Genomic DNA, 12,280 nt, shown 5'->3' with positions numbered 1-12,280 from the left:
CACCGTCCTGCATTGCAATAAAGTATTATGTGCCGCAAAAAGCGGCAAGCATCAAAGGGCAGCATCGCTGCCTTTTCTTTTTCCTGTATCCTATTAGCCACAGCTTTGAACCCGCATGGTGCTCCACTCTTGCGTTTGCGCATCATGGAGGTCCGGAAAACAGGGTCGCTTTTCCGACGTATCGGCTAGCGGATACATTCGATGGGAACGCGGACGTTGGACCCTCCGATCAGGACGGTCCGGCACGGCACGCCGTTGATGATCTGGACCTCGTTCGGCATGGCATAGGGGAACAGCGCATCGGGGCTGCCCGTCAGCGGCCGGCCACCGATCGAGCGCGCACCTCCATCCTCGATGCGGATGCTGCCGGTCGTCCCAGGCTCGAACGTCCCGGTCGGCGCCTGCCCGGCGCATTCGACGGGAACGCGGACGTTGGACCCTCCGATCAGGACGGTCCGGCAGGGCACGCCGTTGATGATCTGGACCTCGTTCGGCGCCGCATAGGGAAAGAGCGAGCCGGGCGTCCCTTGTATGGGATTGGGCTGCGACTGAGCCTGCGCGGCCGCGAGCCCGGCAATGGACACAATCCCTGCAACGGACAGGATCGTCAGCGTTCTCATGGAGGCCTCCTCTCCGCAGACGGCAAGAAATGCGGCATGCAGAGGCACTGCGGTTCGCCCCTGTTGCACGACGTCGACGAATGATCGTCCGCCGAGACCGAGGGCAGGCTCCAGGGTTTCACGCGAGGTGAAGCCCGCCAAGCCTGCCCTCATGCACGGCATCGCGACTCGCAGCTGAACCCGACGATGAGTCAGCCCATCAACGCGCCGCTCCGCGACGGTCGCCCGGCGAGGGCCGATCCGATCGTCAAGAACAGGGCACGGGAGTTGATCGGCGCACGCATCGATCAAGCGTCAGGTGAATACGCGGGATTGATCCTAACCGGACCAATCTGCCCTGCTTGATCCGTTGAGCCATTCACTTACCAAATCAGGACAGAGCGGATTCACGCCCGACAATCGAAACCGCTCCCGCGCGAAAATACCTCCAAAGGGCTATTCGGCGGCATCCGCCCCCGCACCGATGATTCCCGCCTTGACGCCGGGCATGGCCTCGGCTGCTATGGCGAGGCTGGGACAAGGATCAGAATCCAAGGGGGAACGATGCGTTATCTTCCGCACTGGTTGTCATGTGCCCTCATGGTTCCGGCCGGGCTCCTCTGCGGAGGTGCTGACAGCGCGCTTGCCGCGGACCTGAGCCCCCCGCCCGCTCCTGTGATCGAAGCCCCTGCCCTTCCCGGCTGGACCTACCGCTTCACGCCCTATGGCTGGCTGACCGCATTGAACGGCACCCAGACCATTCGTGGCCGGTCCGCGAAGGTCAATGCGAGTTTCGCCGACATCGTGGAGAAGTCGGACACGCTCGTCGCCCTGATGGGCGACTTCGAGGCCCGCAACGGTCCGCTGTCTCTTTTTACCGACGTCGTCTGGAGCAAGATCGGCCTCGACGGCGGCAACATCAGAAGCCGCACATTGGCGCCCGGCGTGACGGGAACGCTCGCCACCTCCCTGAGCCTCGACATCGAAATGGCCATCGTCGAAGCCGGCGCGGCCTACGAGGTCTACCGCACGGGACCGCTGGCCTTCGACCTGCTCGCCGGGGCGAGATACTGGCACCAGTCGGCTGATCTTTCGCTGGCTGTCGCGGGCACCGTCTCGACGGCCGATCTCGACGTGGTGGGCGCCCGCGCGATTGCCCATTCGGGGTCGGTCGACTGGCTCGATCCCATGATCGGCGGACGCATCCGCTACACCGTGGCGCCCGGGCATGAACTCCTGCTGCGCGGCGATATCGGCGGGTTCGGCCTCGGGAGCGATCTCTCCTGGCAGGCCATCGGGGCCTACGGCTTCGAACTCGGCACCTACCAGAGCATCACGTTCTCCGGCGTCATCGGATATCGCGCGCTCTACGTGGATTACGCCCAGGGCGAGGGCCGGCAGCGCTATCAGTTCGACATGCTCCAGCACGGACCGGTTCTCGGCATCAGCGCGCGTTTCTGATCACGTTCGAAGCCTGTCCCCTATTGTCAAGCAGCGCCGTCCGGCCGGTGGCAATCTTGACTGGAATCCTCTGGAACCAGGAGAGAACCATGCGGCGTCTCGTTTTACCCATCGCGCTCGCCGGATTGGCAGCGGCGACGTCGGTTTCGGCTCAGGGACAGAATTCCCGCCAGCCGCCGGTCCGCAACGGCGAGGTGGTGATCCCGTCCCAAAAAGCCCTTGAGCGGGACTCGGCGACACAACCGCGAAACGACTTTTCGACGAACGACGCGACGGCAACCGAGCAGATGAATCGTCAGAACCAGCGCATCGACAAGCTGCTTGAGAAAGGCATCTGCACGGGTTGTCGGTGAGAGACCATCGACGCTTCGCCATGAGGCGGAACTCCCATCTCATGGGTATGCAGATGAACACGGATTCCTTCAGGTCATGGCCAAGGAGGCAGCGATGTCGCGTCGACTGTACCGGTTCGGACTTCTCACCCTGTTCGTGGCCTGGATCTCGGCCGCCGTTGCACAGACCGATCCCTTGCCGTCCTGGAACGACGGCCCCGCGAAACAGGCGATCATCGCCTTCGTGACGGACACGACCCGCGCGGGATCGCCCGATTTCATTCCGGAGCCGGAGCGGATCGCAACTTTCGACAATGACGGCACGCTCTGGATCGAGCAGCCTGCCTATGTCCAACTCGCCTTTGCTCTGGACCGCATCAAGGCGCTGGCGCCGCAGCATCCGGAATGGAAGGACGAGCAGCCGTTCAAGGCCGTGCTCGAAGGCGACATGGCGGCCCTCGCAGCCTCCGGGGAGCACGGGGCCGTCGCAATTCTTGCGGCGACGCATGCCGGCATGACGAATGAGGAATTCCGAAAGATCGTCAAGGAATGGCTCGCGGCCGCCAAGCACCCGCGGTTCGATCGTCGCTACGACGAGCTCGTGTACCAGCCCATGCTGGAGGTACTGGCCTTTATGCGCGCCAACGGATTCAAGACCTTCATCGTCTCCGGTGGCGGAGCGGAGTTCATGCGCGCCTTCGCCGAGGAGCGCTACGGCATTCCGCCCGAACAAATCGTGGGCTCACGCATCGTCACGAAGTTCGAGCGCCGCAACGGACAGCCGAGCCTGTTTCGTCTGCCCCGGGTCGACTTCGTCGATGACGGTCCGGGGAAGCCGGTCGGAATCGAACAGCAGATCGGCCGCCGCCCCGTTGCGGCCTTCGGCAACTCCGACGGCGATCTCGAGATGCTGCAATGGACGACAGAGACGGGCAACCGGAGGCTCGGCGTCATCGTGCATCACACGGACGGGGACCGCGAATATGCCTATGACCGGGGACCGATCTTCGGCGGGCTCGACAAGGCGCTCGAGGCCGCAGCTCTGGACCGGTGGATCGTGGTCGACATGAAGAGGGACTGGAAAACCGTATTCCCTCCCGAGAAGCGCTGACGACGGACTGGGATCGTCAATCCGGCGTCTCTCGATCGTCGGAGACACGTCGCCGGATGCCTGTTGTGGTAGAATGTCTCCGTTCAGGACAGGACCTTCGCAATGGCTCAGGTTCAGGTGAACAACCCGCATCGCGGCAATCGGCTCCTGGCTGCTCTGGATGACGAGGATTTCGCCTTTCTGGAGCCCCATCTGACCGTGGTCGATCTACCGAGAGGTCTGGTGGTGTACGAGGCCGGGCAGGCGCTCGACTACACTTATTTTCCGCACAATGTCGTCATCTCTCTCATCACCGTCATGCTCGACGGGAAGTCTGCCGAGATGGCGACGTTCGGGTGCGAATCCATGGTCGGCCTCGTCAGCGCCTTCATCTCCCGCAACTCGTTCGGTCGCTATATCGTGCAGATCCCCGGAACGGCGTCCCGCATTGATCTCGATCGGATGCACGACGCCTTCAGGACGAGGCCCAAGATCCAGCAGCTCATCCTGCGCTTCACCGAGGCGCTGCTGGCGCAGACCCTGCAGAGCGTCGCGTGCAATGCCACGCACAGCGTCGAGGCGCGCTGCTGCCGGTGGATTCTCAGCACGCGCGACCGTTGGGCATCAGACGAGCTGCCCCTGACGCACGAGTTCCTCTCGGAAATGCTGGGCGTTCAACGCTCCACCGTCAGCGCCATCACGCGCAGTCTCCACGAAGCCGGCCTCATCAATCAGAGCAGAGGCGTCATCACCATCGTCGATAGAACCGGCATCGAGAAAATGGCCTGCGAATGCTACGAGGTCATTCGCCAAAAATTTTCTCAGCTCCTGCCGCCATCGATTCCATAGCATCATTGAAAGAGGGCAGTTGACTTGCCGACCGGGTGCTACAGGTGAGTCAGCCTGGATCGTGCCCGAGTGAGCCGTGAGTTGATCAAGCGCATGCCCAATCGCACCGCCCTGCCCGACCATGTCATCGACAAGGGGCTGATCGCCACGGCCGTCACCGCCGCCCTGGCGGCCTTTTTCCTGTGCTGTCAGCTTCCATGATGCGCCGGATAGCGGCCTAGGCCCTGTCCTTGGCGAGGCTTCGGGAGTACATGGAACGTCACTCGATCTCCGAGCACGGAATGATCAGGACCGGACGCAGATCCTCGCCGACGATCTCGATCATGACCTCGCTGCTGTAATGCGGCAGCATGCCCGCCCAACTCTTCAGGAGCCTCTCGGCGACCTTCGTGGCCTCGACCCTGGCGGCCTGAAGGTCCGGCAACTCGATTCCGCTCGGATCCTCGTCCGTGCAGAAATGGCTTTTGACATCAATGTAATAGCGGGGCACGACGCATACCCTCGGCAACGCTGACATTGACCTATGTTAATCCATGAAGCCGGGCCTCGAAATGCCTCGGAATCCCCGCCCACTATTCCGGGCAGGTCCCGTCGTGCGAAACTTTATGTCGCCACTCTGATTGTATAGACCTGCCGATCCATCATACCCTTCAGGAGTTTCGATGCTTTTGCCCTGGATGAAACTGGCGACCGACACCACCATGCTGGCCGTCGAATCCCAGCTCGTGATCTGGACCCGCCTGTCCCAAGCCGCCATGGGGCGAGGCTCGCATGCCGAGAACCTGCTGATGGTGACGGAGAAGGTCACCGCCTTCGCGGAGGCGGCAGCGACACTCGCGACGGGCGGATCTCCCCATAAGGTCGTCAGGGGATATCGCCGGAAGGTGCGCGCCAATGCGAAGCGCCTGAAGCGGTAAGAGCTCCACCGATCGAGCTTGACTGTAGACGATACGTATATCCCACTATTTCCGACCCGGCAGCACTCATCTATAGACTGCTTCCATTGTTACGGGCCATTCAAAGACAACAATCACCAAAGATATATTTCAAACCTGCTGTGCCTGAGGGGGCCAGAGCACGGATTTAAGCCGCCGTTCCGATCATTTGGTCGGAACGGCGGTTTTTTCTTTTCTCAACCACCGCTCAATGGCTTGAAAAGCCCTCAAGGGCAGTTGCAAGACGCCGCCAGGACTCAGCCGAGCCCGGCAGTCCGAAGCGCAGGAGGCGGTGATCGTGCTGGAAGCGGCGGACCCAGATGCCATGGCGTCCCAGATGGGAGAACAGGTCCGGTGCGCGGCTGCTCTCCATGAGACGATAAAGGATCGTGCCGGCGGGAGCCCGATCAGCCAGCGGAGAAAGCAGCGCATCGAGGCGGCTTGCATCCTCGGCCCTCGCCTCATGGTTGGCCTTTCGCCATGCCCGATCGCGCAAGGCCAGCCGCCCGACCTCCAGGGCGGGCCCCGAGACCGACCAGGGGCCTAGCGCCGTTCTCAACATCGCGGCAACATCGGTCGCCGCGACCGCAAAACCGAGCCTCACGCCCGCGAGCCCGTATGTCTTGCCGAAGGAGCGCAGGGCGATGGCATTGTCCGGCAGGACGGGAACGAGCGTCTCGTCGCCGTCGAAATCCGCGAAAGCTTCGTCGACCAGAAGCCAGCCGCCCCGGCGCCGAAGATGTTCCGCCTGTTCAAGCAATGCGCCACGTCGGAGCATGCGGCCATCGGGATTGTTGGGGTTCACCACCACGACGACGTCCGCCTCGCCTGCCCCACCGACGGAGGCGACCTCCGCGACTTCGTGCCCTGCCCCTCGCCAGGCGTGGGCATGCTCGGCATAGGTCGGCCCGAGGATGGCGATGCGCGACCGGGGCCGCAGGGCCGGCAGGAGGCTGATGAGAACCTGCGTTCCCGGTGCGCCCACCACCATGGCGGGATCCGCCGCGCCATAGGCCTCGGCGGCGGCGGCCTCGAGATCGTGGTGGTCGGCGGGCGACGGCAGGCGCTCGAACAACCGGGCTGGCAAGGGAGGCATGGGATAGGCTATGGGATTGATCCCCGTCGACAGGTCGATCCACGGCTCCGGCGCGTCCGGAAAGAGCCGTCGGGCTTCTTCCAGATCGCCCCCATGCCAGATTCGCGCCCCACTCATCCGATTCCCCATGGCCCTCTCCGATAGCCTCACGATCCTGAGCCTCGCCCTCGCGGCCGAGGCCGCATTCGGCTATCCGCATCGCCTTTACACGGGGATCGGCCACCCCGTCACCTGGATCGGGCGGCTGATCAAAGGGCTCGACCGGATCCTGAACAGGGAAGCCCGGTCCTTTGGCGAACGCCGCGCGGCGGGCATCCTGGCCCTGCTGATCCTTCTGGCGGCGACGGGACTTGTCGCATGGGCCCTGGAGCTCCTGCTGCTGCCGCTCGGTATCCTCGGCCTCGTCCTGCTCGCCCTGTTCTCCGGCACCCTCATCGCCCAACGCAGCCTGCACGAGCACGTGGCGGCGGTGGCGAAAGGCCTGCGCGAGGGCGGGCTCGACGGAGGGCGTTCGGCCGTCGCGATGATCGTCGGGCGCAACCCGCGGAGCCTGGACGAGGCGGGCGTGTCCCGCGCGGCCATCGAGAGCCTGGCGGAGAACTTTTCCGACGGGATCGTGGCGCCCGCCTTCTGGCTCGGGCTCGGCGGCCTCACCGGAGCCGCCCTCTACAAGGCGACGAACACGGCCGACAGCATGATCGGCCATCGCACGTCGCGGCACGAAGCCTTCGGCTGGGCGGCCGCGCGGTTCGACGATCTCGTGAACCTGCCCGCCTCGCGGCTCACGGCGCTCCTTGTCGTCGCGGCGGCGGCCCTTCACCGGGGAGCATCCCCGCGAGGCGCGTGGCGCGCGGTATGGCGCGACGCCTCCCATCACCGCTCGCCCAATGCGGGCTGGCCCGAAGCCGCCATGGCCGGCGCCCTGGGCCTGCGGCTCGCCGGGCCGCGCGTCTACGGCGACGTGCGCGTCGAGGACCGCTGGATGGGCGACGGGCGCGCCGAGGCGAATGCGGACGACATCGACCGGGCGCTCGCCCTTTACCGAACCGCGTGTCTGCTGCTCTTTGCTCTGGCGACCGGATCGGCTCTCCTGACCTGGATCATCGTGCGCTGAGGGCAAGCAACCTGTCGCAATCGAGATGCGCCTCCAGGTGATCGGCGAAGCGGTCGAGAATGTCGTCGACGAGGGCCTCATAGGCGAGGTCGCTCGTCTGCGCGCCGATCAGGGCGAGCCACCGCGCCCGCTGCCGGTCGTCAGCGAAGAGGCCGTGGACATAGGTGCCCGTCACGCGCCCGTCGGCCGAGACGGCGCCGTCCAACTGCCCGTTCGCCAGACGGGCGAAAGCCCGCGACGCCGCATCCGGCCCCGACGTCTCGCCGATATGCATCTCGTATCCGGAGAAGGGCGCATCGTCCGCCAGCGTCGTCCCGGCGACGGCCTCGAGCCGCTTGTTCGTGGTGAGAACCGTCGCGACGTCGAGCAGGCCCAGGCCTTCGACGGAGCGGCCAGCCTCGCCCTCGATGCCGAACGGGTCGTCGATGCGCGTTCCGAGCATCTGGTAGCCGCCGCAGAGACCGAGAACCCGCCCTCCCCGGCGCACATGCGCCTTCAGGTCGATGTCCCAGCCCTGCGCGCGGATGAACATCAGATCGTCGATGGTGGTCTTGGAGCCGGGCAGCAGGACGAGCGCGGCTTCGACAGGCAGGGTACGGTCGGGTTCGACCAGCACCACCTCGACCCCTGGCTCCTCGCGCAGGGGATCGAGGTCGTCGAAGTTGGAGATCCAGGGGGTCACCGGAACGGCGATGACGACCGCGCCTCTGCGCCCCTCGCGCCTCAATCCAAGGCCATCCTCGGCCGGAAGGCGCGCGGCGTCGCGAAAATGCGGCACGAGACCGAGCGCCGGCCAGCCGGTGCGATCGGCCACGAACCGCATGCCGCTGTCGAACAGGGCCGGATCGCCCCGGAAGCGGTTGACGATGAAGCCGCGGACCATGGCCGCGTCCTCTTCGTCGAGCACCGCCTTGGTGCCGACGAGGCTGGCGATCACGCCGCCCCGGTCGATATCGCCCACGAGCACCACGGGCACGCCGGCCGCGCGGGAAAAGCCCATGTTGGCGATGTCGCCCGCCCTCAAATTCACCTCGGAGGCCGAGCCCGCGCCTTCGACGAGCACGAGATCGGCCTCCGCAGAGAGCCGCCCGAAGCTGTCGAGCACCGCCGCCATGAGGCGCGGTTTCCAGGATTGATACTCGCGCGCCCTGGCGGTGCCGGCCACGCGGCCCTGCACCACCACCTGCGAGCCGATCTCGCTCTGGGGCTTGAGCAGCACGGGGTTCATGTGGACGCTGGGCGCCACGCCGGCGGCGCGCGCCTGCAGGGCCTGGGCACGACCGATCTCGCCGCCGTCTTCCGTGACCGCGGCGTTGTTCGACATGTTCTGCGGCTTGAAGGGCCTGACTCTCAGGCCTCGTCGCGCAAAGACCCGGCACAGGCCCGCCACCAGGAGCGACTTGCCCACATTGGAGCCGGTGCCCTGCACCATGAGCGCGCGCATCAGAACTCGACGCCTTCCTGGGCCTTCACGCCGGCGGAGAAATGATGCTTCACCAGGGTCATCTCGGTCACGAGATCGGCGGCCTCGATCAGCTCCGGCTTGGCGTTGCGGCCGGTGACGACCACGTGGAGACCGGGCCTGCGCTGCCGCAAGGTTTCGACCACCTCCGCCAGGGGCAGATATTCGTAGCGCAGGGCGATGTTGAGCTCGTCGAGCACCAGGAGGCGGATGTCCTCGCGGGCCATCAGCTCCTTCGCCTTGTCCCAGGCGCGTTCCGCCGCCGCCACGTCGCGGGAGCGGTCCTGCGTCTCCCAGGTGAACCCCTCGCCCATCGTGTGCCACTCGACCTGATCGGAGAATCGGTCGAGGGCCAGGCGCTCGCCGGTTTCCCAGGCGCCCTTGATGAACTGCACCACGCCCACGTGGAAGCCCCGCCCGAGCGCCCGCAGCATGAGGCCGAAGGCGGCCGTGGACTTGCCCTTGCCGGGGCCCGTATGGACGATCAGGAGCCCCTTCTCGACCGTCTTCGAGGCGACCTCCCGGTCCTGGACTTCCTTGCGCTTGATCATCTTGGCGCGGTGGCGCGCCTCTTCGTCCTGGGACATCCCGAACCTGCCTTCGCATGAGTGGGCCGCACCATGAACAGGCTCAGACGCGATTTCAAGACTAACCGATTTCACGGCCAAGGCTTGAAAGATGCTCCTCGCCCCGGTAAGCATGTAACGGACGGTGCCCCGGCAACGGGGTGAAAAGGGAATGCGGTGAGACACCGCGGCTGCCCCCGCAACTGTAAGCGGCGAGCCTTCGCTCCAAATGCCACTGGGCTGAAAGCCCGGGAAGGCGGTAGCGCAAAGCATCGACCCGCGAGCCAGGAGACCTGCCGTCATCGTGCAACCCAAATGCCGCCGGAGGGGTGGCCAAGAGGTATTCATGTCGACGCTCACCAATCAAGCTTACGCCGCCACTCCGTCTCAACGGCTCGTGGCCATTCTCACCGCAGCAACCTTCGGCCTCGCGCTTGTGTTCATTTCGGGCTTCGCCTCGCCCGAGACGATCCACAATGCGGCGCATGACTGGCGTCACTCGCACAATTTCCCCTGCCACTGACAGGGGGTTTCCATGATCCTGAGGGTTCTGAAAGCGGCTTTGGTCGCTGGGTTTCTGGCTGCCTGCGTGGCCGCCACCCTGCAAACATTCCTGACATCTCCCCTGATTCTCCAGGCCGAGACGTACGAAAAGGCCTCGGCACCGGAGGCACAGGCCGCCGGATGGGGTGGCCTTCTGCACCTCGCCCATAGCTCTCACGCCCCAGCGGATGCTGCAGACGAGAGTGCATGGGAACCTGGCGAGGGCTTTCCCCGGATAGCATTCACAGCGCTTGCCACCCTGGTCAGCGGCGTCGGCTATGCCTCGATCCTCGCGGCCTTGATCCTTGCCGCGGGGCGAAGGTTCGACCTGCAGACGTCATTGCGGTGGGCCATCGGCGGCTTTCTCGCCGCCAGTCTCGCGCCCGCTGTCGGCTTGCCCCCGGAGCTTCCGGGCATGGGCGGGGCGCAGCTCGCCGAGAGGCAGATCTGGTGGGTCTGCACCGCGCTCGGAACGGGCCTCGGCCTGTATCTGATCACGCATGTGCGCCATCATGCGGCGATCGGCATCGGGCTCATCGCCATCGTGCTGCCGCACCTGATCGGAGCGCCTCATGTGGAGGCTGCCGCGAGTGACGTACCGGCAATCCTGGCCGCGCAATTCGCGGCGCGCTCGCTCGCTGTTGCGTTCGCTTTCTGGGCGACCCTCGGACTTGCCCTCGGCTGGTACTGGACGCGGCAGGAAGACCGGTCGAGATCAGGTTTTCTCTCGCAGGTGGCTTCGGTCGGCAGCGACGGCAAGGCCGCTTAGCTCATGACCTCACCTCCTGAGGAGATCTGCCTCCATGTCTGCGTCACCTGCCGTCAGGCGGGTGGCCCGGACGACAAGGCGCTGCGGCCCGGTGCGATCCTCCACCGGGCGCTTATGGAGGCACTCGCCCATCCCGACGCACCGAAGGTGCGCGTGGAGCCGGTCGAGTGCCTGTCCGTGTGCAAGCGGCCCTGCACCATCGCGGTCTCCGGTCCAGGACGCTGGACCTATATCTACGGCGACCTGAACCCGGAGATTTCGGTCGAGACGATCCTCGACGGATTGCGCCGCTATGCGGCCACGTCCGACGGCCTCGTGCCCTGGCGCGAGCGTCCGGAAGCTTTCCGCAAGGGCGTCGTCGCCCGTATTCCCCCATCTAAGACGAACAACGCGGCTTAAAAAGAGAGCCGCCGAAAGGCTCGACTCATGAGCGATCTTGCAAAGATCCCCTGCACCATCGTCACCGGATTCCTCGGAGCCGGTAAAACCACCCTGGTGCGCCACCTCCTCGAGAACGCGGGCGGACGCCGCCTCGCGGTCCTCGTCAACGAATTCGGCGATCTCGGCTTCGACGGCTCCTTCATCGAAGGCTGCGGCATCGAGGGCTGCACCCAGGAGGACATCGTCGAACTCCCCAACGGCTGCCTGTGCTGCACGGTGGCGGACGATTTCGTCCCGGCCCTCAACACCCTGCTCAACCGGCCGAACCCGCCCGAGCACATCCTGATCGAGACCTCGGGCCTTGCCCTGCCGAAGCCGCTGGTGCGCGCCTTCAACTGGCCGGATATCCGCTCCCGTGTGACCGTGGACGGCGTGATCGCGGTGGTCGACGGCCCGGCCGTCGCCTCGGGCGCCTTCGCGGAGGATCCCGACGCCCTCGAAGCCCAGCGCGCGACCGATACCTCGGTCGATCACGAGAATCCGTTGGAGGAAGTGTTCGAGGACCAGCTCCTCTGCGCCGACCTCATCATCCTCAACAAAACGGACCAGATGGCGGCGGGCGACAAGGACAAGGTCCTCGCGGAGATCAACGGGCACCTTCCGCGCGCCGTGAAGGTCGTCGAGACGTCGCACGGCAAGGTGGATCCGAGGGTTCTGCTCGGCCTCGGCGCGGCGGCGGAAGCCGATCTCGAATCCCGCCCCTCGCACCATGAGACCGCCGAGGATCACGACCACGACGATTTCGACAGTGTCGCGATCCCGGTCGCGCCCGTCGCCACCGCGGAGGCGCTCGTCGCCCGCGTCGAGCGCGCGGCGGAAGCGGCCGGCGTGCTGCGGATCAAGGGCTTCGCGCCCGTCGACGGCAAGCCCATGCGCCTCGTGGTGCAGGGTGTCGGCCAGCGCGTCGCACATCACTTCGACCGGCCGTGGAAGGCCGGCGAGGCCCGCGACGGCCGCATGGTCGTGATCGGCCTGAAAGGCTTCGACCTGAAGGCCGTCGAAGCCGCCCTGCGCCAGGGGTGA

Annotated in this window: 15 protein-coding genes and 1 riboswitch; of the genes, 10 read left to right on the top strand and 5 right to left on the bottom strand. The window is 65.5% G+C overall.

Annotated features, from left to right (window positions below; genetic code table 11):
- Positions 1-185: 185 nt before the first annotated feature.
- Positions 186-620: a hypothetical protein gene (locus H0S73_RS11340; protein WP_181052252.1), complete on the bottom strand. Its 435-nt coding sequence runs from the start codon at positions 618-620 to the stop codon at positions 186-188.
- A gap of 543 nt (positions 621-1,163) precedes the next feature.
- Between H0S73_RS11340 and H0S73_RS11335 the strand changes: the two genes are divergently transcribed.
- The 4 genes from H0S73_RS11335 to H0S73_RS11320 all read left to right on the top strand — a co-directional run bounded on the left by H0S73_RS11335 (position 1,164) and on the right by H0S73_RS11320 (position 4,331).
- Positions 1,164-2,060, top strand: a complete 897-nt coding sequence (locus H0S73_RS11335) for a hypothetical protein (protein WP_181052251.1) — start codon at positions 1,164-1,166, stop codon at positions 2,058-2,060.
- An 89-nt stretch (positions 2,061-2,149) separates the two neighbouring features.
- The gene (locus H0S73_RS11330; protein ID WP_181052250.1) at positions 2,150-2,413 is read left to right on the top strand and encodes a hypothetical protein; all 264 of its coding nucleotides are present in this window, start codon (positions 2,150-2,152) and stop codon (positions 2,411-2,413) included.
- Between the two features lie 94 nt (positions 2,414-2,507).
- The gene (locus H0S73_RS11325) at positions 2,508-3,503 is read left to right on the top strand and encodes an HAD family hydrolase (protein WP_246388830.1); all 996 of its coding nucleotides are present in this window, start codon (positions 2,508-2,510) and stop codon (positions 3,501-3,503) included.
- 102 nt (positions 3,504-3,605) lie between these two features.
- Positions 3,606-4,331 carry a Crp/Fnr family transcriptional regulator gene (locus H0S73_RS11320; RefSeq protein WP_181052248.1) on the top strand — a complete coding sequence of 242 codons (726 nt, stop codon included), beginning with the start codon at positions 3,606-3,608 and terminating at the stop codon, positions 4,329-4,331.
- Between the two features lie 259 nt (positions 4,332-4,590).
- Here the strand turns inward: H0S73_RS11320 and H0S73_RS11315 are convergent, their stop codons facing one another.
- Positions 4,591-4,821: a DUF6894 family protein gene (locus H0S73_RS11315; protein ID WP_181052247.1), complete on the bottom strand. Its 231-nt coding sequence runs from the start codon at positions 4,819-4,821 to the stop codon at positions 4,591-4,593.
- A gap of 172 nt (positions 4,822-4,993) precedes the next feature.
- On the opposite strand from H0S73_RS11315, the gene H0S73_RS11310 reads away from it, so the two are divergent.
- Positions 4,994-5,248 (top strand): hypothetical protein, encoded by a 255-nt coding sequence (locus tag H0S73_RS11310; protein ID WP_181052246.1) that lies wholly within the window; start codon positions 4,994-4,996, stop codon positions 5,246-5,248.
- 226 nt (positions 5,249-5,474) lie between these two features.
- Here the strand turns inward: H0S73_RS11310 and cobD are convergent, their stop codons facing one another.
- Positions 5,475-6,479, bottom strand: coding sequence for a threonine-phosphate decarboxylase CobD (cobD, locus tag H0S73_RS11305; RefSeq protein ID WP_181052245.1), 1,005 nt, complete (start codon positions 6,477-6,479; stop codon positions 5,475-5,477).
- 10 nt (positions 6,480-6,489) lie between these two features.
- On the opposite strand from cobD, the gene cbiB reads away from it, so the two are divergent.
- On the top strand, positions 6,490-7,476 hold the full coding sequence (gene cbiB, locus H0S73_RS11300; RefSeq protein WP_181052244.1) for an adenosylcobinamide-phosphate synthase CbiB: 987 nt from the start codon (positions 6,490-6,492) through the stop codon (positions 7,474-7,476).
- On the opposite strand, the gene H0S73_RS11295 is transcribed toward cbiB, so the two are convergent.
- Both H0S73_RS11295 and cobO read right to left on the bottom strand, forming a co-directional pair.
- Complete coding sequence (locus tag H0S73_RS11295; protein WP_181054312.1) at positions 7,463-8,908, bottom strand: cobyric acid synthase; 1,446 nt, start codon at positions 8,906-8,908, stop codon at positions 7,463-7,465. The genes cbiB and H0S73_RS11295 overlap by 14 nt on opposite strands.
- 11 nt (positions 8,909-8,919) lie before the next feature.
- Positions 8,920-9,525: a cob(I)yrinic acid a,c-diamide adenosyltransferase gene (gene cobO, locus H0S73_RS11290; protein ID WP_181052243.1), complete on the bottom strand. Its 606-nt coding sequence runs from the start codon at positions 9,523-9,525 to the stop codon at positions 8,920-8,922.
- Between the two features lie 107 nt (positions 9,526-9,632).
- Positions 9,633-9,819: riboswitch (cobalamin riboswitch) on the top strand.
- 31 nt (positions 9,820-9,850) lie between these two features.
- Between cobO and H0S73_RS11285 the strand changes: the two genes are divergently transcribed.
- Genes H0S73_RS11285 through cobW form a run of 4 tightly spaced genes read left to right on the top strand, consistent with a single transcriptional unit; the run spans position 9,851 to position 12,280 of the window.
- On the top strand, positions 9,851-10,027 hold the full coding sequence (locus tag H0S73_RS11285; protein ID WP_009764486.1) for a CbtB domain-containing protein: 177 nt from the start codon (positions 9,851-9,853) through the stop codon (positions 10,025-10,027).
- A gap of 12 nt (positions 10,028-10,039) precedes the next feature.
- Positions 10,040-10,816: a CbtA family protein gene (locus H0S73_RS11280; RefSeq protein ID WP_181052242.1), complete on the top strand. Its 777-nt coding sequence runs from the start codon at positions 10,040-10,042 to the stop codon at positions 10,814-10,816.
- Positions 10,817-10,819: 3 nt separating this feature from the next.
- On the top strand, positions 10,820-11,215 hold the full coding sequence (locus H0S73_RS11275) for a DUF1636 family protein (protein WP_181052241.1): 396 nt from the start codon (positions 10,820-10,822) through the stop codon (positions 11,213-11,215).
- Between the two features lie 27 nt (positions 11,216-11,242).
- Positions 11,243-12,280: a cobalamin biosynthesis protein CobW gene (gene cobW / locus H0S73_RS11270; RefSeq protein WP_181052240.1), complete on the top strand. Its 1,038-nt coding sequence runs from the start codon at positions 11,243-11,245 to the stop codon at positions 12,278-12,280.

Source organism: Microvirga mediterraneensis, assembly GCF_013520865.1.
GTDB lineage: Bacteria > Pseudomonadota > Alphaproteobacteria > Rhizobiales > Beijerinckiaceae > Microvirga > Microvirga mediterraneensis.
This window is presented reverse-complemented; position numbering and strand designations above follow the sequence as displayed.